Raw genomic sequence first — 22,905 nt, forward strand, 5'->3', positions numbered from 1 at the left:
ATTTACTTGAATTTTATCCATGTTCTGCACCAAAAGTATCTTTTACTTTTTGAAGCACTTTTTTAATATCCTGTTCTTTTGATTTCGGATAAATAAGCAACACATCTTCTTTATCTACAATAATGTAATCTTTTAAACCATCAACAACCACTATTTTATTGTTTTTGGTTCTAATCATATTTCCTGAGGTATCTTCTGTTAAAGTTCTAGCATTAACAACAGCATTGCCACTACTATCTTTATCTAATTTATCATATAAACTTCCCCAAGTTCCTAAGTCGTTCCAATCAAATTCTGCCCCTATAACATAGACATTGTTGGATTTCTCCATAATGGCATAATCTACCGAAATATTTTCAGCATTGGGATAATTCCTTAGAATGAATTCGTCCTCACCATCTGTGTTATAAGCATGCATGCCGTTTTCAAAAAGATCATACAAACGAGGTTGTTTGGTTTTAAAAGCTTCCACTACACTTGTAACACTCCACATAAAAATACCGGCATTCCAAAGAAAATTACCTTGTTGTATAAACGATTTAGCCGTTTCATAATCTGGTTTTTCCCTAAACTGATTAACAGATTTGATAGTATCAGAGGTGTTTTTATCAAACTCGATATAACCAAAACCTGTGTTTGGAAACGTTGGCTGAATACCAAGCGTTACAAGCGCATCATTTTTTGAACAAAAATCAAAAGCCTGTTGCACATTTTTTGAAAAGGTTACTTCATCTTCAATCCAATGGTCGCTTGGCGCAACAATCATCACTGCATCTGGGTTTTCCTTTTGTATTTTTAATGACGCATACAAAATACAAGGTGCTGTATTTCTCATAGCCGGTTCTAAAACCACTTGGCGTTGGGTTACTTCAGGAAGTTGTTCCAAAACCAAATCGTTGTACTTTTCATTGGTTAAAATGAAAATGTTTTCTTTCGGAATTAAATGTGCCAACCTATGAAAAGTTTTTTGGATAAGCGTATCGCCCGTTCCTAACATATCATGAAACTGTTTTGGAAAATTTTCAGTACTTACAGGCCAAAATCGAGATCCTACTCCGCCTGCCATTAATATAGCATAATAATTTTTGTTCATTTTGAATGTATTCTCATTCCTAACAATGGAATGTGTTTATATAAGTTTATTTGATTCTCTATTTATGAAGCAATTAATTCTACTTCTGCATTCGGATTGAAAAGATACAACTTTCCTGTTTTAATCTCCAAACACTCATAGCGTTTTACACGCAATGGTCCCATTTTAAAAACCTTGCCGTTGTATAATTTGAACAAGGTTCCAAAAGGCACATCAAAAATAAATGTTTTATCATTAGGTTGGTCGAATTGCTTTAATGCCAACGCTAATTTAGCATCGGTATCGCTAGTTGCTTTGGGATTTTTAAAATGTTTTGCCAATAATGGCAATAATTCGGAAGGAAAAATATCTGGATTTAAAAACGGTAACATTAAATGCTGAAAGGTACGTTTCCATTCAATGCCGTGAGGTTTTATAAACTTACCATAGGTTTTATAAGCTTCAAAATGAGCGATTTCATGAATTAGGGTAATTAAAAATCGGTAATGATTTAAATTGGAATTCACTGTTATTTGATGCTTCCCATTCGGCAACCGCCTGTAATCCCCATGACGTGTTTTACGCTCATTCTTCACGGTAACCGTTAAATTTTCATGCTTTAAGAGTTCTAAAACAGGGTTTAGTGCTTGTATAGGTATAAAATCTTGAAGCGTATTTTGCATGGCACAAAAATACAATTATTCTTTATTGAAAAAATAAAACACAGCTATTGGTTTTGTAAAAAATACAACTACATTCGTTTGCTTCTGACTTGAAAACATTAAAATGATTTCATGTTTATAGTATTGGCTGTGATATTATCCAAAAAACAAAAAAACACATTTCATGGAAGAAAGTTTTAAAACTTACGAAAAAACGATTGAAAAAAAACACAGTTTTGGATGGACTCCAAAATTTGAAGAAGAATTTAGAACAAATTTAAGCGAAAAAACTTTTGTTCCAATTGTGGAAAAAACAATTGAAAAATTAGGTTGGGATTTAGTTTTTAAAGACAAAAAAAATATTGAAGCCAAAAGAAAAGAAAATAATTTTGGTTTTGATAAATGGACAGAATCTATAACAATTAGTTACAATCATGGAAAAATTAATGTTAAAAGTGAATCTTTAGGAAACGAAATTTGGGATAATGGACGAAATTCCAAAAGAGTTAAATTATTCATTCATGTTTTTAAAGAAACTGAAAACAGCTTTGATAAAGTGTCTCTGGAAAAATTAGAAATAGAAGTCGACAAAAAAAATAACTGGGACGATTATATTATTCCTGAAAATCTACCAAAACCAATATTGAATAAGACACCAAACTTTGCAATTCCAATTGTTGGAGGATTAATTATTTCTATTTTGTTGAGCTCTGTTATTGCAATATTATCTGTTAACGGTATTTATATTATAGGCTTATTTGAGTTTTTGGTTGCTTTAGCAATTGGTTTTTTAATGAAATATTTAATTAAGATTTCAAATTTCACCGAATTTAAAAAACTCCAATATCTATTAATTGGAATGATCATACTAATTTATGTTCTAAATCAATATTTGCAATATGAAATAATCTTAAGAGAGAACAATTATGACAGAATCGGTTTCTTTGAATTCTTAAAACTAAGATTAGAAGCTGGATTGACAATAAAAAAATTGAATACTGGTTGGATTGGATTAGTAGTTAGCTGGGGGTTACAATTCGTGATAACTTATTATGTTGCAATTTTAAGGTTAATTACAGGAATCACATCTTACCAATTAGAAAGAGTTCCTATTGAAGTTGTAGATTTTGCCTTTTATAATTTTGTAAAAAACAAAACTGAAGATGATGTTAGAAAAGAATTATCTTTAAAAGGTTGGACTGACAAACAAAATCAAGACGAGGTTTTTGAGGCAATTGGAGCTATTCATGGTGCGACAGAAATTAATAGGATGAAATAAATACTACTTATTAACAAAGGTGTCGATGTGCAACCCTTACGAAAAATTAAAATCTCAAAAAATAGAATAAAAACTATATTTTAGTAAGCGAAAACAGACATCAATAAATCATGAAAAATAAGTATGTAGATTTTATTTCGGATGAACACTTTTTAAACTGTGTAGCTAATCTTCATAAAGCCTATACCAAAGCTAAAAATAACATTACAAAGAAGAATTTCTACTCAAATAAAGTGGACACCATAAAACTCACTTTTGATGCCAAGTTTAATGAAATCGACGAAGAAAGTTTAATTCAAGCCGAAATATTAAGGCAAATTGATAAATCCATAAACAACTCCATTGGAACGTTTCACGAGCAAATACTAAGTGGTATTAAAGGTTTTGAAGTTGGTAATTTTAGTGGTTTTGATATTAAAGCTACAGACGATACCATGTTTGCTGATATAAAAAACAAACATAACACCATGAATAGCAGTTCAGCCGAAGCTCTTTTTCAAAAATTAGCGAGGTACGCTGACACTTATAAAAGTTCAAAATGTTATTGGGTTCAAGTTTTAGCAAAAAGTAGTTTCTGTGAACTTTGGAAAGGAGAAATTAACGGAAAAGAATATAGTCATAGTCGTGTTTATAAAATTTCTGGCGACCAATTTTATACATTGCTTTCAGGTAAACAGGACGCACTTTTTCAACTATATAAAAATCTTCCTATTGCCATAAATTATTATCTTAATTCGATTGAAAAAAGCGAATTGATAAAAGAAAACTCTGCATTGGATGAAATTCAATCTGAAACTGAAACTTCAAAAAGAACTATTTTAGACCAAATAACTTTTGAAAACTACAGTTACTATTTGGGTTTTGATAAGTTTTAATATATTTCAAGAACAGATAATTTTAGTGCGTTTTCGATTCTACGCTTTGCTTCTATGATATTTGAATTTGAAGATTCTTTCTTAAAAAACGACATTAAATCCTCTTCACAAAAATCTATTGAAATAGTAAAAGGTATAAATCCTCCCCGACCTTTTCGGATAAACTTAATTTCTTCTTCCCAATTTCGGTTTTCAAATCTATTTAATGACTTATAATTCCTATGTAAAACGGCTTCTATTCTTTTTAGTTGTCCCGATTTAGCAACTCCTGATATATTCCTTCTCATAAACTACTTTGTTTTACTTGACAAATTATAATAACTATTCAAAAATTTCACAATAGAATAACCAACTTCTTTCCCAAGATTCACAGGGACTGCATTTCCTATTTGTTTATACTGTTGAGCAATAGAACCTTCAAATTTCCAATCATCTGGAAATGTTTGTATTCTAGCATATTCTCGAACTGTAAACGGTCTTGTTTCTTCAGGATGACATCTTTCTGTTTGCTTTTGCGCTGGACTGCAAGTGAGTGTTAAACACGGTTCATCCCAACCTATTCTTCTTGCAATGCCCGTTTTTCCACCGCCAAGATGGAAACTTCCGCCCATAAATTCTTTTTGAATATCTAAAGGCAAATCTCTCCAATAGCCTTTTTGAGGCACTAATTTTAAAACATCTATTTTGCTTTTTGGATATTTTGAACCTTCTGATTTCGGAACATCATTATTAAATAAATCTCCTTTTTTTAGAGCATCTTTTAAATTGTATATCTTTTTATAAGGCTTCGGATATTCATATTTCAAATCAATGTCTTTTCTAATGCCAACTAATATCAATCGTTCTCTTTTTTGGGGAACATTAAAATTAATCGCTTTTAGAACTTCAACAGGAACAACGTTATAACCAATTTCATCTAAAATGGAAATCATACCTTGAAGCGTTTTGCCGTTTTCATGACTTAATAAACCTCGAACATTTTCACCAATACAAATTGGAGGATTTACTTCCTTCACAACTCTTGCAAATTCATAAAATAAGGTACCTCTAGCATCCGCTAATCCTAATTTCTTTCCAGCATAACTAAATGCTTGACAAGGAAATCCGCCAGTCACCACATCGACTTTATTTTCATATTCACTAAAACTGAAAGATTTAATATCGCCTTCTAACACATTCCAATTCGGACGATTATTTCTTAAAGTTTGACAAGCCCATTTATCAATTTCATTTAAGGCAACACATTTTAGTCCTGCCTTCTCCATGCCAACAGCTAAACCACCTGCCCCGGCAAAAAGTTCTAAAACGGTATATTCATTATGAGGCTCCACGTAATTGGAAGTGGTTTCTTGAATATCATCATCTAGAAAATCAGCAAATAAGGTATCAATATCCGATTTTCTATAAACCCTATAATTACTCATTGGTTCACGAACTGCAGTTAATTTACCCTCTTTATCCCAACGCCTCAAAGTTTCTTTACTTTTACCGATGTATTCTGCAGTTTCTGAGAGTGTCATATATTCATTCATAACCAAATTATTTAACCTTACACAATGGTTACAAATTTAAAAGAAAAAATGAGATAAACAAGTCAATAAAAAATATGTATAAAAATAAAATTTAGACTAAGATTTATAATCTACTCAAACCTAATTGCCTTCACCGGAGATATTTTCGTAATAATATACGAAGGCACCAAAAGCATCAATAAACACAATACCAGAGTGCCAATATTTAAAGCCATAATGTAACCAAAATTTATATACACTGGAGCTTCAGTCACATAATAAACGCTTGGGTCTAAGGGAAAGAGTTTAAAGTACTTCTGTGCAAATAGCAAACCGAGACCTAAGAGATTTCCCCAGAATAAGCCCAACAAAATCAAATAGCCTGCGTTGTATAAAAATAGCTTGCGTATGCTCCAATTGTTACTGCCCAAGGCTTTTAGAATACCAATCATTTGGGTACGCTCTAAAATAAGTACCAACAAAGCGGTGATCATGTTAATGCCTGCCACCAAGATCATGATGCCTATAATGCCGTAAATATTTTTATCAAATATTTTAATCCATTCAAAAATGGAATAATAGCTTTCACTAATGGTTTTGGCATCCAATGTAGAAGGAATGGCTTTAAATATTTCAACCCCTTTGTTGTCAAGGTCACTGTAATTATCTATAAAAACTTCAAAATTCCCTACTTGATCATCTTCCCAATTATTAATACGCTGTAAATGACGGATATCACCAATAATATAGGTGGCATCAAAATCCTGAAACCCAGAATTGTAAATGCCCACTATGTTGTAAGTAATAATATTGGGCAGTTTTTCAGGGTCAACTTTTTTAAAAAACATTTGGAAGGTATCACCCAATTTAAAACCCAATCGGTTAGCGATGTATTGAGACATTAACACCTCTTCATTCCGCTTTTGGGTATAATCTGGCACACGGCCTTCCACTAAAAAATCCTTAAAATAGCTCCAATCATAATCACCACCCACACCTTTTAGAACGAGACCTTCAAAATCGGTTTCGGTACGAATCACTCCGAATTTGGTTGCGACTGCTTGAATATGTCTCACCCCTTCAACGGACTTGAATTCTGGATAAAATTCTTGCTTTGTAGAAATAGGGAATACACTTTCTTGCGAATTGTTGCTATCGTAATTCGTAATGGTAACATGTCCATTAAACGCCACCACTTTATCGCGTATTTTTTGCTGTAAACCAATGCCTGTAGCGATAGCCACCATCATCACCACAATACCAATTGCAATTGCTGCGATACCAATTTTTATTATTGGTGCCGAAATACTACTTTTATACGCTTTATTGCCTATAATGCGTTTAGCTATAAAATATTCGTAATTCAAATTTAGATATGTGGTTTAATGTTCTCAAAAATACAGTTTTCCCGATAACTATCGGAATTGTTTTGGTACTTATTTCTTGTGGGAACACGGGAAAGACGGGAGACGGAATACCCAAGACCCAAAACCTAACACCAAAAACCCAAGACCCAAGACCCATAGCGGTAGGTGCCAATCAAACAGAAACATACATATCCTTACTTAAAGGAAAACGCATTGGAATTGTCGCAAATCCAACAAGTGTGATATTTAAAGCAAATATTAAAAACTATACACATTTAGTGGATTCATTATTGGCATTAAAGATTAAAATTTCCAAAGTATTTTCTCCTGAACATGGGTTTCGGGGAACTGCAGATGCTGGCGAACTTATTAATGATAGTAAAGATGCCAAAACAGGATTATCGATTGTATCACTTCATGGCGAACACAGAAAACCAAAATTGGAAGACTTAGCAAATATTGATGTGATGGTTTTTGATTTGCAAGATGTTGGCGTTCGTTTTTACACCTATATCTCAACTTTACATTACGTTATGGAAGCCTGTGCAGAAGCCAAGATTCCATTGATTATCTTAGACCGACCCAACCCGAATGGCAGTTACATTGATGGTCCAACATTAGAAATAGAAAACCAAAGTTTTTTAGGAATGCACCCCATTCCGTTAGTTCATGGCATGACAATTGGTGAATATGCTAAAATGATTAATGGCGAAACATGGTTAAAAAATGGTGTGCAATGCCAAATGACCGTGATTCCTGTTAAAAATTACAACCACAGTATGCCATACAGTTTACCCATCAGACCTTCGCCGAACTTACCAAACGATCAATCCATAAGATTATACCCCAGTCTTGGTTTGTTTGAAGGCACGGATATTAATGCAGGAAGAGGTACCGAGTTTCAATTTCAGAGATATGGCGCTCCTTTTTTGGATAAAAAAGTGTTTAACTTTACTTATACGCCTGTTGAAAATTTTGGAGCTAAAAATCCGAAACACAAAGGCAAACTTTGTTATGGTGAAGATTTAAAAAACGACAAAACAACAAATCAAGTGAGTTTGAAATGGCTTATTAAAGCTTATAACAATGCCACCGATAAATCGAAAGTTTTTAATACTGCTAATTTCACAAAACATGCTGGCACAGATAAACTTCAAAAACAAATTGAAGCAGGTTTAACTGAAGAGCAAATTAAAGCCACTTGGCAAAAAGGAATTGAAACCTTTAAAAACACACGTAAAAAATATTTAATTTATAAATAATGAAGCGAATTATTGCCTCTCTTATGCTACTATTAACCTCGATGGGTTTTAGTCAGAATATTGAAAATCCAACACAGCAAAAAATAACCACGGCCAAGAAAAAGGCTAAGAAATTTTTAAAGAGCCAACACATTCCTGGCATGGCGATTTCTGTGTCAAAAAATGGAGAGATTATTTGGTCGGAAGGATTTGGCTATGGCAAACGCAAACCAACTGTGCCTATAAACCCTAGTAAAACCTTATTTAGAATCGCCAGTATTTCCAAGACAATAACGGCAGTGATGCTTGCTAAATTGGCTGAAGATAAGCTAATTGATTTAGATACCAGCATATACAATTATTTACCAGATTACCCTAAAAAAGAATACGACTTTACGGCTAGGCAATTAGGTGGGCACTTAGCTGGTATTAGGCATACTACGGATGATGAATTCAAATCAAATAAACGAATGACCATTACCGAGGGATTGGACATTTTTAAGAATGACCCGCTTTTATTTGAACCCTCAACCAGTTTTCATTACAACTCTTTGGGGTATGTATTGCTAAGTGAAGTGATGCAAAAAGCTGCCAAAAAAGAATTTTATGACATGGTAAGGGATTCTATTTTAATTCCTTTAAAAATGGACAATACCACCATAGATGCCTCTAATGCCATCCCTCCAAACACTACTAATTTTTATAGAACAAAGCGCATTTTATCCAATCCTGTTGCCAACGAATATAAAATAGCTGGCGGTGGTTTTTTATCCACTTCAGAAGATATCGTGAGGTTTGGTCATGAACTTATTTCGCCAACGCTTATTTCCAAAGAATCATTGGCACAACTGGTAACCTCGCAACGATTAAAAAATGGTAACCTAACGGGTTATGGTATAGGATTTTCAGTAGAAAAAACAAAACAGAACACTCCAAGATACTATCACACTGGAGGAGGAGTTGGCGCTTCAACCATATTAATGATTTTCCCTCAAGAAGATATTGTTATAACGGTGTTGACCAATAAATCTGGTGTTGATATGAAACCTTTTGGATTGGAATTGGAGGCGGTTTTTGTTGGTACTACTGAAAATTAAAATCTTATTTAAATCCAATATTCTGTCAGACTGAACGCAGTCGAAGTCAGTAAATAAAATTGTAGTTAAGTTAGCTTCTCGATACAAATTTGCTACGTTATACTTCGCAAATCCACTCGAAGTGACAACATTTGTTTAAAGCTTAATCCGTCTTTTCATCTCCTCAACAATATTAAAAGCTGCTGGACAAATAGCCACATTTTTTAATGTGAGATTTGAAATTTGTTGAAACTTTTTCCTGTCCGTATGCGGAAATTCTTGGCAGGCTTTTGGTCGGACACTGTAAATGGAACAATAATTATCTGCTCCCAAAAAAGTACAGGGTACACTTTGCAACACATAATCATTGTCTTCATCAATGCGTAAATACTGATTGATGAATTGTTGTGGCTTTAGCTTAAAATGTTTGGCAATGCGTTCAATATCCTTATCCGTAAACAAAGGTCCCGTAGTTTTGCAGCAATTGGCACATTGCAAACAATCTGTTTTTCTAAACTCTGCTTCATGTAATTCTTCCATCACATAATCCAAATTCTTTGGCGGCTTGTTTTTTAGCTTCCCAAAGAATTTTTTGTTCTCGTTATGCTTATCTTTGGCAAGCTTTGGAAGATTATTGATGGTGTTTTGCATGGTGTAAAAATAATAAAGTTCTCGATACATCCCGATAAAAATCGGGACACTCGAACTGACAGGCTAACTAAAAACACCTTTAACAACTCAAATGTCACTTCGAGTGATTTTTGAAGTATGAGAAAATTGTATCGAGAAGCAATAACGATAAATATGAAAGACTTATTTGGACGTGCTTTATTGGATTACCAAAACGGACATTATACCGAAGACCTCATTACGTCCACCAACATTTCTGAAGAAGATGAGTTGCCACTTCCCTATCTGTTTCGGGATTTTAAAGACATGCCCAAGCTGGAAAAAAAAGCCTTGCAATTGGCTAAAGGTTCTATTTTGGATGTGGGTTGTGGCGCAGGAAACCATAGTTTATATCTACAGAAAAAAGGCTTTGACGTTAAAGCGATTGATATTTCAAAAGGTGCTGTTGAAGTTTCTAAACTTCGAGGCCTTAACAATGTGGAAGTGAAAAGTCTTTTAGATGAAACAGAAACATTCGATACTATTTTGTTGTTGATGAATGGCACAGGCATCTTTCAGGAACTTTCTCAAGTATCTAAATATCTAACCCATCTAAAAAGTCTGTTGAAACCAAACGGCCAGATTTTAATGGATTCTTCGGATATTAAATACATGTACGAAGACGAGGATGGCGGTTTTTGGATGGATGCACACGCCAATTATTATGGTGAACTCGATTATTATTTAAGCTACAAAGGCGAAGAAGAAACCCCTATGAAATGGTTGTATTTGGATTTTGATACTTTAAAACTCGCTTGTGAGACTGTTGGTTTGAGATGTGAATTGGTTTTGGAAGGGAAACATTTTGATTATTTGGCTAGGTTGGCATAAATCTAAAATGACCAATTATTTTAAACTTAAACAAACAATCTTCTAAAACTTGTCCACTACCAATATTGTGAACAATCAAATATCTTTTTCCATCGCTTGATTTCCTATTGACTACAATGCCAATATGTGTTATGGCACCGCCAAGATTCCAACAAACTATATCTCCAGGCATATAATCTTTTGAATCATTTGTTATTGGTTTAGTAGCCCCTTGGCGCTCAAAATAAGTCATCAAATTTGGAACACGTCTATGATCAATATTCTTATCTGTTGTTTTCAAACCCCATTTTTTTTGGATATATATTGAAATGAGCTTTCATATCTTCATGAACTTCTTTTTGTAAATCAATACCCAGTTTTCTATAAGCTCTAATTATAACATCAGTGCAAACGCCCTTATCACTTGGAACATCTCCATTGGGATAATTAATTGAAAAATAACTTGGGTCGTAAACTACTTTATGTTTAGTTAATTCTAAAGCAGCTTCAGAAAGGTTTAATTTTTGAATAACGTTTTGTGAAAAACAAAAACTAAAGCATAGAAATAAAATGATAAAGAATATCTTTTTCATTTAAATATGAATTTCAATTGATGAGATTCACTCCTTCGCGGGAATTAAAAATCAAATTTATAAGTCGCTCCAGCTAAAAACTGCATACTTTGTACTGGGAAATTTTGCCAACGTTGATACCCTTGATTCGCTAAGTTATTGCCTTTAGCAAATACCGATAACTGGTCATTAATATGATACCCTAAATGCGCATTGGCATCAAAATAGCTATCTAAAGTTACTGTAAATGGTGAAGCCACAGTAATACCGTCATTTAAATATAGTTGGTCTTTACGTTCCCCAATGTAAAATAAATTAGCCCCTGCATACCATTTATCACTTATTTGGTAATCTAAAAACACAGAACCCTTAGTATCTGGCAAGTTCCAAGCTTCCGCTTGTGTATCAGACGAATAATCAAAATATTCTAATTTTATTCCTAATGTGAAATTTCGGTTTACATCTACATTAATTTCACCCGCGATACTGTATGTTTTCACATCATCATATACAATTCCAAATGAGTTTCCATACGAGTAATTCTGTAAATTATTAGAGGTTATTTCATTATTTCTAAATAAGGCTTTATCTCTATCGGAAATATATCTTCCACTAAAATTATAACTCATATGACTGGACACTTTTCCTTTCAAACCAATAAATGCATTATATAATTGGTCGGTTGGCTGAATGAATAATGTTGGTGACACAAACGGATTTTCAGTAGCAAAACCATAATAGGAATTCTGGATTAAGTCACCTTGAATACCACCATACGCAATTAAAATATCATTCACCAATCGGTAGGTCGCCGTAACATTTGGATAGACAAAAATTTTGTTATCACCACCATGTGTATCATTTAAATAAAAAACCGAGGCTCCTAAATTAACGGTTAAATCATCTCGTTTCATTTCATAAGCAGATGATAATCCCACAAAAAAGTTTCCATATTTTAATTCTTCATCAATTTCGAAACTTCTATCAAAATTACCTCCTAAATAATCAAACTTTAAAACCGTAGCCAATTCTTCGTCACTATTAATAGGAATATCGGCTTTAACTTGAGCTGTAAATCTATTTTCCCTAGACTCTTGATTATCTCCAAAGTGTCTAAAAAATACATTGGCGGAATTTATATAGGTATCGTTAAAAGTAATATCACTGCCCAAATGCGCTCCAAAAAAGGAATGCCCCACACCAATTTGATCTGCTTCAGCTTCATCCAATTGAAATTCTGGCACACCATACCAATTATAAGTCTGCTGCTGAGCTCCAGCCTCCACATTCCATGTTAAATCCCTTAGGCGAGATCCATAATTTAAATTAAGTTTTGAATTAGAAAAGTTGTCATCAAGCAGTAAATTTTCAATACCGCCTTGTGACGAATGATGGCTTATATAACCACCAAAACTTTCCGTTCTGCTTAACGCATGACTCACATACACTTCACCCAAAATAGTCGTGTACGTGCCAACGCCGACCGTCGCATAATTATCAAATATTTTTTCTGGTGCTTTCTGTTCCACAACTGCCGCTTTTCCTTTGGCTGGTGTAAACGTTGATGCCACAGGAATTGAAAATATATTGTATTTTATTTCCTTTTTATTGGCAGTAACCTCATCATCTAAATTAGGAATTTCTTTCACTTTAAAAGCATCAGAAATAGAAGGGGTATATGGTTTCACAACATCTATAACGCCTGTTCTTATAGTATCCCTATCTTGAGAAAACACCACTGTTATATTTAAAGTTACCGCTAGTAATATGATATTTTTTATGTGCTTACGCATATGTTTTGAATTACGATTTTTGATTTACGATTTACAATTTTTGATTTACGATTGCCATTTCACGTTTCACATTTCACGATTCACGACTAAAAAAACTAATTGCCTTCTTCTGTTCTAACCGATGAATTTGTTTTAGATTCTTCAGCTTTAATTTTGGTTAATTCAGCTTTAGCTTCAGAAACCACATCGGTAAATTCCGGGAAATTCTGAATGACGCTTTCTAAAATATAAGTGGCTTGGAACGCATCTTTTAAGGCATAAAAATTCTTAGCCATAAGCACCAACCCTTTGGCACTATAATATTTATATCCTGAAAAATCTTTAGCTAGCTTTTGAACGGCAGTATTTGATGCTTCAAACTTGCCTTCCTTGTTTTTAAAATAGGCGTTGTAATAAAGTGCTTCGGCAGCTGTTTCTCCCGTTGCTACTTCTTCCACTTTAGCAAAAGCTGTTTTAGCTCTAGCTTCATCATTCATTTTTATGGCAGAACGTGCAATAATAACATGGGCATCACTCTTGATTTTATTATCAATTTTTGAATTCGCCAATACTTTCTCAGCATAAGCAATCGCATCAGTATATTTTTCCAATTGGTATTGCGCTTTCATTAAATTCGACTGTGCAAACACGACGTTTTGAGGCAAACTGGCATCCTGCTCCAAACGTTTTAACAACGGAATAGCTGCATTCCAATTTTTTGCTTCCAAATAATGTTGGGACAAACGAGCCAACGCTTCTTCGGTAAATTCACTTTGTGATGTCTCCACGACGTACTTATAGTGTGGTGCGGCATTCTCGGTCAATCCTTGCTTATAATACATTTGAGCCACATAAAAATGCGCTTGTAACGCATGTTGTCCGTTAGGGAATTGCGTTAAATACCCATTAAATTGTTTAATTGCTTTATCCGTGTTATTATCCAAATACTGTTTTTCGGCCGCCTCATAAGTCGCGTTATCTAAATCGGAGTCCGTCACATTCACAAAATCCAATGTTTTGGCCCAAGCAGCATATTCATCTACACGTCCCATATCAATATAAATAAGTCTAGCCGTAGATACTGCCTGAACAGCTTCTGGAGTTCCAGCATAATCAGTTGCTACTTTTTTAAACTTCGTTAAAGCTTGTTCGTTGTTGCTACCGTTGTAATACACCAAGCCTTGACGCAATAATCCTTTTGGCACGAAGGAACTCATTCTATATTCACTTGCCAATCTGTCATACATGGCCATAGCTTTATCATTTTGATTCGCTTTTACATACGAATTACCCAACTCGTACATGGCATCATCACGAAGTTTAGACGTTGGATATTTTGAAATAAATTGTTCTAAATCTGATATTTTTTTGGAATCATTTCCTCCATAACCCGTACTAATGGCTTTTTGAAAAAACGGATAATCGGAATCTATTTCGTTTAATTTAATCGCATTATCATAAGCTTTAGCAGCATCATTATAATCGCTAGAAACAAAGTAGGTATCACCCAAACGTAGATAAGCATCGTTCAATCTTACTTTATCATCTTTTCTTTTATTGATGAATTGATTGAAATGTTGACTTGCTTGTGGATAATTTTTAAGTTTAAAATAAGTATAAGCCAGATTATAATCAATGTTGATATTTTCAGGCGTTGTTGAAGCTGATGATTGTTGCGCAAATTGTTTAAACCCAACCAAAGCATCATTATAATTATTTAAATTATAATCCGTTTCAGCTTTCCAAAAGGTGGCTCTAGCAGTGTAATTGTTATCTCTTTGTTCTTTCAAAGATCTATCAAAAAGCGATTTAGCCTCTAAATAGTTACCTTCATTATAAACTTCCAAACCTCTATAAAACGCTACTTTTTGCAAAGCTACTTTGTTTTCAAAACTATTTTTACCTTCTAAAAGTCTAAGGGCTTCTTTATAATTTTTAGACGTGATGTAAGAATCGATTAAAAGCGTCTCAATTTCTTCCTTGTAACTGGTTTTCGGATACTTGTTTAAATATTCCGCCAAAACTTGAGGCGCCGATTGGTATGGATTCCCGATTTCATAACTAATCTTAGCATAATTTAGCCAAGCATCTTCCTGAATCTTTAAATCGTATGTCATTTGCGATGCATTTCTAAACGCATTTAAAGCTTCTGGCTTTTTGCCAAGTTTAATATAGCTTTCACCCAAATGATAATAGGCGTTTTGAGCCGTAGCATCGTTTCCTCCAACTATTTTATTGAATTCTGAAATAGCATTTTCATAATCGCCTTGCTTGTAATGCGCATAGCCTAATTGGTAAAAATCAATATTGTTCCACTTGCCATTTTTGCCTTTATAAGCTTTTAAATATGGAAGAGCCGCAGCATAATCTTTTAAATTGAAATAACTTTCACCAATGATTTTTGAAAGTTCGGACACTTCACTTTCATCACCTTTAGCCAATTGCTCTTTGGCGAGTTTGATGGCTTCTTCAAATTTACCAAGTCTGAAGTTTAAATCCGCTTGATAATAAGACAGTTTTTCTTTGTAACGCTCTTGATCGGTTACTTGGTCAAAATACTGGTTTGCGGTTTCATAATCATTACCTTCATAAGCCATAAAACCAATATAATATTTAGCTTGGGAACCATATTCTTGGGAATTTTCAACCTTGGCCAAATATTGTTTAGCTTCTTTATATTGTTTAGCCGAAAAAGCGGAATACCCATAATTAAAATTGAATTTTTCCTTTTCTTTTCTACTTAAAGCATCTTCATCAACCTTCGCATACCATTTTAATGCATGCGGAAATTTTCCGTTCACGAAATAATAATCGGCTACATCTACAAAAGCTGTATTTCGCTTGGTACTTGTTGGATATTCTTCAACAAAATCCTCTACCAATCTATCGGCATTTTGTTGGTTCAACCGTACGGCACAATTGGCAATATAATAGGCGCAATCTGACTTTAAAACGTCTTCTTTAGCTGTTTTTTGAACGGTGCTAAATAAGGATTGTGAAGCTAAATATTGCTGATTGTTATATAACGTTAATGCTTTTTGAAAATCTACCAAATCATTGGTGTATGTTGCAGATTGCTGTGCTATAACCTGATAGCAAAAAATGAAAGCAATCAAGAGGGACATATGATTATTTTTTGTCATTGACAATTCGTTTTTAATTTAAAAATCAAAGATAATTTAATATAAACCCTATAACGCAACAATTGGGATAGAATTATAAACCGACTTATTAAAAGTTGAAAAAAGATGGGAGGCCGAAGACGAAAGACGGAAGATAGGAGACTGAAGAATTCAAAAAAAATGATGCTTAAATTCAACTTTTACCTTTTAACTTTTAACTTTCAACTTTTAAATAATACATTTACAACACGATTAAAAAATTCATTTATTTTATGTCTAAACCTGTTCTGCAATTAAAAAACGCCTCTATTTATCAAGGCGATAGCTTGGTACTTTCTAATGTTAATGTTGAAGTTAATAAAGGTGATTTTGTTTATTTGATAGGCAAAACGGGCTCTGGAAAAAGTAGTTTTATGAAAACACTTTATGGCGATTTAACATTAACTGAAGGCGAAGGACACATCGTTGAATACGATTTAAAAACCCTAAAGGAAGATGATATTCCTTTTTTAAGACGAAAACTTGGGGTTGTTTTTCAAGACTTTAAATTACTGACGGATAGAACCGTGAATGAAAATTTATTATTTGTTTTAAAAGCAACCGGTTGGAAAGATAAAACAGAAATGGATGCGCGTGTAGAAGCTGTTTTAACAAAGGTTGACATGAAAACCAAAGGTTTTAAATATCCACATGAGCTTTCTGGTGGTGAACAACAACGCGTCGCCATTGCCAGAGCCTTACTTAATAACCCAGAGCTCATTTTAGCTGATGAACCTACAGGAAACCTTGATCCGCAAACCAGCATTGAGGTGATGGAAGTGTTGCAAGAAATAAACAAAAATGGCAACACCATACTGATGGCCACACACGATTATGCTTTGCTGTTAAAATATCCCAGTAAAACATTGAAGTGCGACGACAATCAGGTTTATGAGGTTGTGCAAAGGAAGGGTTGATATGTACATTTTTATTAAAGAAACCATCAAAGCTTTAATTCCTAAAGATTTTTTATTTAAAAATGAGCAAATTTTCCGTTTCCCGTATGCCATTTTCTTTATTGGGAACAACCATAAATGCAATATTTGCCAAAAAAAACTACGCTCATTTATTTTATTAAAAAACGATGATTTACTATGCCCTTTTTGTGGAAGTTTATCAAGAAAGCGAAGACTTTGGCATTTACTAAACCATAATAATGTTTTAAATGGTAACCTTCTACATTTTTCGCCATCACGCAGTCTTTATAGAATTTTAAGAAAAAACAAAGCCATCACTTATTATAGTTCTGATTTTGAAAATGAGTTTTTAGCCGATTACAAGTTCGATATTACCAATATAAATCAAGAAAGCGAAAAGTTTGATACCATTATTTGCTATCATATTTTGGAACATATTATTGATGACCACAAAGCTATATCTGAACTTTATCGAGTTTTAAAACCTAAGGGATCTGTTTACATCCAAACTCCTTTTAAAGAAGGCGATATTTATGAAGATTATTCTATCATTGCCCCAGAAGAAAGAAAAAAGCATTTTGGGCAAGACAACCATGTTAGAATATACTCTATTGAAGGCTTGAAAAACAGGCTTATGAATAATGGTTTTAATGTTTCAGCAAAAACATTAAACGAAACAGATGGTGATTCATATTATGGATTAAAATCTCCTGAAACCATTTTAATCGCTACAAAATAATGCCTTCCATTTTAATCCCAAATTACAATTAAATTAACAAAGGAAGATTCTAAAGTATTTAAGCATTATATAAATATAAAAGACTAAAACTAGTTAGAACTTTTTACCAAAGCTTTAATATTCTAAAAAAACTAATAGTCTTATTTTTAAACTCCAATTATACTTCTTTATCATTGTACGACATGCATAGAATAGGGTATCTTTGTCAATTAAAAACCAAAAAACAATGCCTTTTTTTTCTGTTATAATTCCGCTATACAACAAAGAAGCTTATATAGAAGAAACTATTAAAAGTGTTCTAAACCAGTCTTTTCAAGATTTTGAGGTTATCATTGTTGATGATGGGAGCACGGATAGCAGCTATAAAATGGCGGTATCATTTAAATCTGAAAAAATCAAATTATTAAAACAAGATAATCAAGGGGTTTCAATAGCCAGGAATAAAGGAATCGATTATGCAACCTCTAAATATATAGCATTGCTTGATGCTGATGACTTATGGCACAAGAACCATCTTATTGAGCTAAAAAAACAGATTGATTTATTTACTGATGCTGGTTTGTTTTGCAACAACTACGAAATTTTTTATAGAAAAAATTTTAGCAGAAATGCACAATTTAATTTTGATTATAATAAAGATTGTTTGATAATAGAAGACTTTTTTAAAGCTAGTATTATAAATTCTGTGGCTTGGACTTCTGCTGTTGCTTTTTCAAAAGAAAAATTTAAATATTTAGGAGAATTTAACCCAGCTTTAAAAACCGCTCAAGATTTAGACTTATGGATTCGGTTTGCTCTTAATTACAAAGTATGTTTTAACCCAACTATTACTATGTCTTATAGATTATTTATTGACAACAGCTTATCCAAAAATGAACTAAATACTATTCGCTATGATTTTATTAATAATTATTCAAAAGAAGAAAAGCTTAACCCTTCCTTAAAAATTTATTTAGATGTGAATCGATATGCCGTTGCGTTAAGAAGTAAAATATATGGCCCAGAATGGGTTTATAAAAAACTTGAAAAAGAGATTAAAAAATCTAATTTGAATAAAAAGCAAAGATTCATTTTAAAATCTCCTGTCTTTTTATTGAAATTCATGAAATGGTTCCATAAGTTTTCAATTAAGAGAGGTATCTACCTAACTTCTTATCGTTAAAACTTTGAAAAATAAGTTTTCCATTCATTTGAGATTTCGTTTAAAGAAAATTTGTTTATACTTTTTACTGTATTATGTTTACAATTAATATATCTGTCAGTTTCTTCAATAAATCCATTCATTTCTTCTGCTAATGCTACTTTATCATAATTCTTAACTAAGAATCCATTATAACCATTTATTATAATTTCTTTCGGACCCGCTTTGCAATCAACCGATATAACTGGAACCCCTAACGATAATGATTCAGGTATTACCATGGCAAACCCTTCTGATCGGCTTGTTAAAACTAAAAACTTGGCTTGTTTTACATACGGAAATGGATTTTTAGAAAATGCTTTAAAAACCACATCATTTTGCAAATGCAATTCATTTGAGTAGGATTGAATTAAATCTAAATCTGGACCGTCACCAAGAATGAGCAATTTAATATGCCTGTCTCTAAGTCTTGAAATGTTATAAGCATCTAAAAGAAGTTTTAGGTTTTTTGATTTATCATGTATTCTACCATAAAAAATAATATAATCCCCAATGTTTAGGTTACTTATTTCTTCATTTGATTGTTTTATAATCTCATCAAAATCAAACGCATTATAAATTGTAGTTATTTTGTTTAGGTTGTATAGATTTTTAAATTTATCAGCTCCAATTTTAGAGACACATACCATGGCTTTGTTTCGATACAAAAAAGTGTTTAGCCATTTGTATTTTGTAAATGCTAAAGATTCTTCAAACGAATGAATTACATAAATAGTGGGGAGATTATAAATAAATTTTGTGATAATGAATTCTCGATATACTTGATTTCTTGGTCTGTTATCTACAATAAAATCAAATTTATTTCTGTTAAGAAATTTTTTAAATGCTAAGAGTCGTTTGATTCTACCCAAAGATGAGTCACTTTCATTTTTTAACGCCCCTAAATCAAAATGTGATCCTTCATAATGATAAGCAACACCAGAGTTAACAGTGACCACATAAACATCAAACCCCAATTTATGAAAAATTATGGATTGTGTTGCAGAAGCCCTTTCTGCTCCACCATAATCTAGAGAGGTACAAACTATACAAATTTTTTTTTTAAAAGTTTCCAATTCTATTGATTTTCATTCAAGTAAAAGGAAGCATCAAAATCTATATTGTTTTTTATGATTCTTTTTCTTTGTTTAAAATGTTCATTGAATATGCTTCGAGTAGAATCAATTTCGTTACTCGTTACATTACACAAATCTGCAATTGAATGTATCACATCATCTGTCATATACTTTTTATTTAGATTTAAAGCAATTTGATTTTTCAATTTATAACTCTCAGACATCCATAGGAACATAGGTATTTCGTACATACTTTTTGTTACCATTTGATCTATGGTTTGTCCAAAAAAATCAATATCATCATAAACTTCCTGCCCATGATCCGAAAAATATAGAACAAAACTATCCGTGTTTTGTCTTCTAGCAGTTTTTATAACCTCATTTAAAATACTATCCGTATATCGGATGGCATTGTCGTAAGCATTTATGGTTTTATAAACATCATCCCTATCAAATTTTGTAATAGGAATATCTTTAAAATAATCAAATTCCGGTGGATAACGCTTTTCATAATAAAAATGCTCACCAATCATGTGTAAAAAAACGACTTTCTTATTTCCTTTCTCTTGAGCTATTTTATTCAACTCAGGAAGTAATACTTCATCATAAGGCGTATTTTCACTAGTATGCTTAATATTTAAAAAAATAGATTTTCTTGCTCCTTTTGCAATTTGAGTAACTTGGGTATCTGACACACCAACTGGTCTTTGGTTTGATATCCAATAAGTTTTAAAACCTACTTGATTTAATAATTGAATTATTGAACCTTGATACTTCCCTTCTGGATTTTCTACATTTCCCAAGGTAAGTCCTTTTGTTAATGACCCAATTGTGTAAGCATGTGGACTAATCACATCATTTAAAATTATAAGTTCATCTTTTATGCTATTCAGTAAAGGAGTTGTTTTTCTATAATAATTATATAATTGGAAATGTACTTTACTTGCAGATTCCCCTATTACAATAATATAGAGTTCTTTATTGTCCTTTGACTTAATGTGCTTTATACCAGTGAAATCTCCTAGTTGATTGCCATTACCATAAATGTTTAACTTATTTGTTTCCTGAAAATAAGTAATAGGTGTTTTTATAGCTAAATAAGGCACATTATAAACAATAAGATTTGTGATTTTTAAAAAAACCAATATCAAAAAAATTAAAAGATATTTTAATTTATGTCCTCTTTTTGTAATGCTTTGACATGGACTTTTACTAATAAATTTTAAACCATAAACTATAATAAATACTGCTAAAATAATTAAGAATAATACAGTTTTTGTAAAGTATGAAGCTAAGAACTCTTTTGTTTCAATACTATTTGTTTCCAAAATTACAAATATGGCCGAAGCACTAAAAATGCTTTCAAAATGATAATAATAAAAAGTTTCAAAAAAGAGACATAAGTTAAAAATTATAAATCCCATTTTTAAAAAGAACTTTTTAAACCATAGGCTATTAATTAAAAATGAGAGTGTTATTATTAAATAGGCAAACAGAACATTTTCAATAAGATTATAAACTCTTTCAATTGTTATGGCTTTTAAAAAAAGTTCAAATAAGAAAAAGATAATTATAGGAAGTAAAAAAACTAAAGATGTATTTACATTTTTTTTGTCCATATTTAAAGATAAGGTATTAAGCTAACTTTGCGCTTTTACTGTAAATAATTTTTTTCTGAACACTATAATAAGTAAAATAAAGTATGTAAAGTATGAAACAAAATAGGCAAAAGCCCCACCAACTAATCCATAACTTCTCAACAACAGAATGGTTGAAACATACATCACTAAAGCTAAAAACATATCAGTAAAAATATAGCCTTTAATATCCCTAGTAGCATAAAAATTTGCGGCCAAAACAATACCAGAAATCCTGAATAAATCGCCAATTGTATACCATTTAAACAAAACTGTAGTAGGCAAAAAATCTTTAGAGTAGAACAATTGCATGATAAAGTCTTTTAAAACAAATACAAAAAACAATCCAATGACAAATAAGGGTAAAATGGATTTATAAAAATGCAAAACAATGTTTTTAAAATCACTATCAGATTTGGATAATTGTGGCAAAACCGAAAGCATAACCAATGAAGAAGCAAATAGTAAATAATTTTCTGAGATTCTTTTCATGGCCTCCCAAAATCCGGCTGCATCTTTACCTAACAAATCAATTATTTCGCTTCTGATTAATATAGAAATAAAAGGGAAAAGCATCAGCGAAAAAATAGTCATAAGGGTATAACCCATTAATTTTCTAACATAATTATTTGAAAATATCCCCAAACTAAACGTTCCAAATGAAAAAGCATTTGGTTTAAACATAAAAATAGAAATTAATTGAAGCACATATACAAGGCTAATTCCCAAAAGAGCACCAACAGTATTATAAAAACAAGTTAGAATCACCAATATAATCATATTAAGTATGTATAGTGAAATGTTTATTTTAACAATATGGTTTACATAACCAAGCCCATTAAGAAATGATAAATAAAATACACTAAACACACTTATAGGCATTAAAAAAGCTAAAATTTTAATTACCAAACTGAAGTCGTCATTTGGAAATAAATTCACATTTATGAAATTAGAGAAAAGAAATAAAAAAAAAGCCATTAAAATACTAGCGAGCAATCCAATTAAATTGACTGTATTTATAAATACTTTTGATTCGTTAGGTTTCGACTTTAATTCCGAAGCATATCTAATAATACCTCTTTGAAGACCTAATGATGACATATTTGTAGTCATATTAAAAAATTCTTTGTAGATACCAACGATTGCCAATCCTGGGGGTCCTAAAAAAAAAGCAAGCGCTTTTGAAGATATAATACTTGCTATAATTTTTATAGTAATTGAAAAAGAATTAAAAAGCCCTAACTTGATTAAGTTATTATTTAATATGTGATTAAAAATCTTATTCAAAT

Annotated in this window: 19 protein-coding genes and 1 pseudogene; 8 read left to right on the forward strand and 12 right to left on the reverse strand. The window is 32.1% G+C overall.

Features of this window, described 5'->3' with window-relative positions; genetic code table 11:
- Positions 1-13: 13 nt before the first annotated feature.
- Positions 14-1,093 (reverse strand): mannose-1-phosphate guanylyltransferase, encoded by a 1,080-nt coding sequence (locus tag CDH50_RS04270; protein WP_100610681.1) that lies wholly within the window; start codon positions 1,091-1,093, stop codon positions 14-16.
- A 62-nt stretch (positions 1,094-1,155) separates the two neighbouring features.
- Entirely contained in the window at positions 1,156-1,755 is a 600-nt protein-coding gene (locus CDH50_RS04275; protein WP_100610682.1) for a SprT-like domain-containing protein, read from the reverse strand.
- 163 nt (positions 1,756-1,918) lie between these two features.
- On the opposite strand from CDH50_RS04275, the gene CDH50_RS04280 reads away from it, so the two are divergent.
- Both CDH50_RS04280 and CDH50_RS04285 read left to right on the forward strand, forming a co-directional pair.
- Positions 1,919-3,013, forward strand: coding sequence for a DUF1499 domain-containing protein (locus tag CDH50_RS04280; RefSeq protein ID WP_100610683.1), 1,095 nt, complete (start codon positions 1,919-1,921; stop codon positions 3,011-3,013).
- A gap of 110 nt (positions 3,014-3,123) precedes the next feature.
- Positions 3,124-3,888, forward strand: a complete 765-nt coding sequence (locus CDH50_RS04285; protein ID WP_100610684.1) for an Eco47II family restriction endonuclease — start codon at positions 3,124-3,126, stop codon at positions 3,886-3,888.
- Here CDH50_RS04285 and CDH50_RS04290 read toward each other — a convergent pair.
- From CDH50_RS04290 to CDH50_RS04300, 3 genes are all read right to left on the reverse strand, one after another.
- Entirely contained in the window at positions 3,885-4,175 is a 291-nt protein-coding gene (locus CDH50_RS04290) for a hypothetical protein (protein ID WP_100610685.1), read from the reverse strand. The two genes, CDH50_RS04285 and CDH50_RS04290, sit on opposite strands and share 4 nt — an antisense overlap.
- A gap of 3 nt (positions 4,176-4,178) precedes the next feature.
- Positions 4,179-5,420, reverse strand: a complete 1,242-nt coding sequence (dcm, locus tag CDH50_RS04295) for a DNA (cytosine-5-)-methyltransferase (protein WP_100610686.1) — start codon at positions 5,418-5,420, stop codon at positions 4,179-4,181.
- 110 nt (positions 5,421-5,530) lie between these two features.
- Positions 5,531-6,766 carry an ABC transporter permease gene (locus tag CDH50_RS04300; protein ID WP_100610687.1) on the reverse strand — a complete coding sequence of 412 codons (1,236 nt, stop codon included), beginning with the start codon at positions 6,764-6,766 and terminating at the stop codon, positions 5,531-5,533.
- Between the two features lie 8 nt (positions 6,767-6,774).
- Between CDH50_RS04300 and CDH50_RS04305 the strand changes: the two genes are divergently transcribed.
- The gene (locus CDH50_RS04305) at positions 6,775-8,028 is read left to right on the forward strand and encodes an exo-beta-N-acetylmuramidase NamZ family protein (protein WP_100610688.1); all 1,254 of its coding nucleotides are present in this window, start codon (positions 6,775-6,777) and stop codon (positions 8,026-8,028) included.
- A complete protein-coding gene (locus CDH50_RS04310; protein WP_100610689.1) occupies positions 8,028-9,104 on the forward strand; it encodes a serine hydrolase domain-containing protein in 1,077 nt (358 codons plus the stop codon). The genes CDH50_RS04305 and CDH50_RS04310 overlap by 1 nt, the downstream gene beginning before the upstream one ends.
- Positions 9,105-9,239: 135 nt before the next feature.
- Here the strand turns inward: CDH50_RS04310 and CDH50_RS04315 are convergent, their stop codons facing one another.
- Entirely contained in the window at positions 9,240-9,734 is a 495-nt protein-coding gene (locus CDH50_RS04315; protein ID WP_100611253.1) for a YkgJ family cysteine cluster protein, read from the reverse strand.
- A gap of 153 nt (positions 9,735-9,887) precedes the next feature.
- Between CDH50_RS04315 and CDH50_RS04320 the strand changes: the two genes are divergently transcribed.
- The gene (locus CDH50_RS04320) at positions 9,888-10,583 is read left to right on the forward strand and encodes a class I SAM-dependent methyltransferase (protein ID WP_100611254.1); all 696 of its coding nucleotides are present in this window, start codon (positions 9,888-9,890) and stop codon (positions 10,581-10,583) included.
- Here the strand turns inward: CDH50_RS04320 and CDH50_RS04325 are convergent.
- The 3 genes and pseudogenes from CDH50_RS04325 to CDH50_RS04335 all read right to left on the reverse strand — a co-directional run bounded on the left by CDH50_RS04325 (position 10,570) and on the right by CDH50_RS04335 (position 16,049).
- Positions 10,570-11,014 (reverse strand): annotated as a pseudogene (locus CDH50_RS04325) (DUF1287 domain-containing protein). The gene CDH50_RS04320 and the pseudogene CDH50_RS04325 overlap by 14 nt on opposite strands.
- A 185-nt stretch (positions 11,015-11,199) precedes the next feature.
- Complete coding sequence (locus CDH50_RS04330) at positions 11,200-12,927, reverse strand: TonB-dependent receptor (protein WP_100610690.1); 1,728 nt, start codon at positions 12,925-12,927, stop codon at positions 11,200-11,202.
- 95 nt (positions 12,928-13,022) lie between these two features.
- Entirely contained in the window at positions 13,023-16,049 is a 3,027-nt protein-coding gene (locus tag CDH50_RS04335) for a tetratricopeptide repeat protein (protein ID WP_100610691.1), read from the reverse strand.
- A 251-nt stretch (positions 16,050-16,300) separates the two neighbouring features.
- On the opposite strand from CDH50_RS04335, the gene CDH50_RS04340 reads away from it, so the two are divergent.
- The 3 genes from CDH50_RS04340 to CDH50_RS04350 all read left to right on the forward strand — a co-directional run bounded on the left by CDH50_RS04340 (position 16,301) and on the right by CDH50_RS04350 (position 18,885).
- Complete coding sequence (locus tag CDH50_RS04340) at positions 16,301-16,984, forward strand: cell division ATP-binding protein FtsE (RefSeq protein WP_100610692.1); 684 nt, start codon at positions 16,301-16,303, stop codon at positions 16,982-16,984.
- Positions 16,959-17,723, forward strand: a complete 765-nt coding sequence (locus CDH50_RS04345) for a methyltransferase domain-containing protein (RefSeq protein WP_232731955.1) — start codon at positions 16,959-16,961, stop codon at positions 17,721-17,723. The genes CDH50_RS04340 and CDH50_RS04345 overlap by 26 nt, the downstream gene beginning before the upstream one ends.
- Before the next feature lie 226 nt (positions 17,724-17,949).
- Positions 17,950-18,885 carry a glycosyltransferase family 2 protein gene (locus CDH50_RS04350; protein ID WP_100610694.1) on the forward strand — a complete coding sequence of 312 codons (936 nt, stop codon included), beginning with the start codon at positions 17,950-17,952 and terminating at the stop codon, positions 18,883-18,885.
- On the opposite strand, the gene CDH50_RS04355 is transcribed toward CDH50_RS04350, so the two are convergent.
- The 3 genes from CDH50_RS04355 to CDH50_RS04365 form a co-directional block, all read right to left on the reverse strand.
- Positions 18,882-19,979 carry a glycosyltransferase gene (locus CDH50_RS04355; RefSeq protein WP_100610695.1) on the reverse strand — a complete coding sequence of 366 codons (1,098 nt, stop codon included), beginning with the start codon at positions 19,977-19,979 and terminating at the stop codon, positions 18,882-18,884. The genes CDH50_RS04350 and CDH50_RS04355 overlap by 4 nt on opposite strands.
- A gap of 2 nt (positions 19,980-19,981) precedes the next feature.
- The gene (locus CDH50_RS04360) at positions 19,982-21,124 is read right to left on the reverse strand and encodes a phosphoethanolamine transferase (RefSeq protein ID WP_232731956.1); all 1,143 of its coding nucleotides are present in this window, start codon (positions 21,122-21,124) and stop codon (positions 19,982-19,984) included.
- Positions 21,125-21,619: 495 nt separating this feature from the next.
- Complete coding sequence (locus CDH50_RS04365) at positions 21,620-22,903, reverse strand: oligosaccharide flippase family protein (RefSeq protein ID WP_100610697.1); 1,284 nt, start codon at positions 22,901-22,903, stop codon at positions 21,620-21,622.
- Between the last annotated feature and the right edge of the window lie 2 nt (positions 22,904-22,905).

The sequence above is a fragment of the Confluentibacter lentus genome, from assembly GCF_002806995.1.
Taxonomy (GTDB): Bacteria; Bacteroidota; Bacteroidia; order Flavobacteriales; family Flavobacteriaceae; genus Confluentibacter; species Confluentibacter lentus.

Excerpts from the sequence above, each read along its gene's own strand:
- CDH50_RS04270 (WP_100610681.1), bottom strand. The coding sequence starts at position 1,093 with ATGAACAAAAATTATTATGCTATATTAATGGCAGGCGGAGTAGGATCT.
- CDH50_RS04275 (WP_100610682.1), bottom strand. The coding sequence starts at position 1,755 with ATGCAAAATACGCTTCAAGATTTTATACCTATACAAGCACTAAACCCT.
- CDH50_RS04280 (WP_100610683.1), top strand. The coding sequence starts at position 1,919 with ATGGAAGAAAGTTTTAAAACTTACGAAAAAACGATTGAAAAAAAACAC.
- CDH50_RS04285 (WP_100610684.1), top strand. The coding sequence starts at position 3,124 with ATGAAAAATAAGTATGTAGATTTTATTTCGGATGAACACTTTTTAAAC.
- CDH50_RS04290 (WP_100610685.1), bottom strand. The coding sequence starts at position 4,175 with ATGAGAAGGAATATATCAGGAGTTGCTAAATCGGGACAACTAAAAAGA.
- dcm (WP_100610686.1), bottom strand. The coding sequence starts at position 5,420 with ATGAATGAATATATGACACTCTCAGAAACTGCAGAATACATCGGTAAA.
- CDH50_RS04305 (WP_100610688.1), top strand. The coding sequence starts at position 6,775 with ATGTGGTTTAATGTTCTCAAAAATACAGTTTTCCCGATAACTATCGGA.
- CDH50_RS04310 (WP_100610689.1), top strand. The coding sequence starts at position 8,028 with ATGAAGCGAATTATTGCCTCTCTTATGCTACTATTAACCTCGATGGGT.
- CDH50_RS04315 (WP_100611253.1), bottom strand. The coding sequence starts at position 9,734 with ATGCAAAACACCATCAATAATCTTCCAAAGCTTGCCAAAGATAAGCAT.
- CDH50_RS04320 (WP_100611254.1), top strand. The coding sequence starts at position 9,888 with ATGAAAGACTTATTTGGACGTGCTTTATTGGATTACCAAAACGGACAT.
- CDH50_RS04330 (WP_100610690.1), bottom strand. The coding sequence starts at position 12,927 with ATGCGTAAGCACATAAAAAATATCATATTACTAGCGGTAACTTTAAAT.
- CDH50_RS04335 (WP_100610691.1), bottom strand. The coding sequence starts at position 16,049 with ATGACAAAAAATAATCATATGTCCCTCTTGATTGCTTTCATTTTTTGC.
- CDH50_RS04340 (WP_100610692.1), top strand. The coding sequence starts at position 16,301 with ATGTCTAAACCTGTTCTGCAATTAAAAAACGCCTCTATTTATCAAGGC.
- CDH50_RS04345 (WP_232731955.1), top strand. The coding sequence starts at position 16,959 with ATGAGGTTGTGCAAAGGAAGGGTTGATATGTACATTTTTATTAAAGAA.
- CDH50_RS04350 (WP_100610694.1), top strand. The coding sequence starts at position 17,950 with ATGCCTTTTTTTTCTGTTATAATTCCGCTATACAACAAAGAAGCTTAT.